This is a genomic window from Pseudomonas sp. EA_65y_Pfl1_P113 (genome assembly GCF_963970525.1).
Classification (GTDB): domain Bacteria; phylum Pseudomonadota; class Gammaproteobacteria; order Pseudomonadales; family Pseudomonadaceae; genus Aquipseudomonas; species Aquipseudomonas tritici.
Genome location: NZ_CAXAQM010000119.1, coordinates 1 through 896, shown reverse-complemented (window position 1 = coordinate 896; position 896 = coordinate 1). Strand labels below are relative to the sequence as shown.

The following is an 896-nucleotide window of genomic DNA, read 5'->3' as shown; positions in this document are numbered from 1 at the left end:
ACCCCCCGTGTGCAGATTGGCGGTACGGCGCACGGCCAGGGTCTGGCCGCGAGGCAGGATGCTGCTGTAGTCGTAGCCGGCGTCTGTCAAGGCCCGCAGCGTCAGCGGAGGATGGCGGAGGCCGGCTATTTTGTTTCGCGATGGAAAGCGGCCCCTTGGGGCCGCGCCGGAAAATAGTCGGCCGCAGCCATTGCCGGGCCGGCCTGCCTGTGGGCCGATCGCCCTCTCGAAGGCCGAGGCGCGGTCCTCTCCGATCCGCTGCGTCTGAGCGAGTACGGCGGCGGGGCCGCTGCCGCTTCCTTACCGGCTATGCCGCCAGCGCCATGAAGCGTGCGACGTCCTGCGGCCCGAGCTGTACCCGAGTCTGACTGCGCAATGTCGCGATGCCGAGGGTGCGGAGATCCTCGTTGAAGTCCCCGAGCTGTGGAGAGATCACGATCGCCTCGATCCCGGCCGCGTTCGCCCGTTCGATCAGGCTGTCACGCGCACCATCGCCTGCCGGATCGTCATCGCGCAGGATGTAGAGCCGCCGCAGCGTGTCCGGGAACAGGATGGCGGCGAGATGTGCCGCGGAGAGCGCCGCCACCATCGGCATGTTGGGCACGACCTGGCGGATTGAAAGGACCGTCTCGATGCCTTCGCCGGCTGCCATCACTTCGCCACCAGCGCCAAAGCGGACCGCGTTGCCGAGGAGATCGCCCATCGCCCGGCGCGGGGTTTCGAATGGCGCCTTGTCGTGGCGTCGTGAGTCGAGCCAGGTGCGATGCGCCCCGGTGATCATGCCGTCGAGGTCAGTGACAGCGGCGATCATGGCCGGCCAAGTCTCGGTCGGCGCATGCTCGTCCGGGCGATAATAGCAGTGCGGGTGGAAATACAGATTTCCGGCTCCACGGAGA

The 896-nt window shown here is 67.5% G+C and carries 1 protein-coding gene and 1 pseudogene; both read right to left on the bottom strand.

Annotated features, from left to right (window positions below; genetic code table 11):
* Window positions 1-102 (bottom strand): annotated as a pseudogene (locus AACY52_RS32430) (hypothetical protein); the annotation flags it as partial.
* Window positions 103-307: 205 nt separating this feature from the next.
* Window positions 308-896: toprim domain-containing protein (locus AACY52_RS28575; protein ID WP_339561105.1), on the bottom strand; the 589-nt coding region annotated here is incomplete at its 5' end.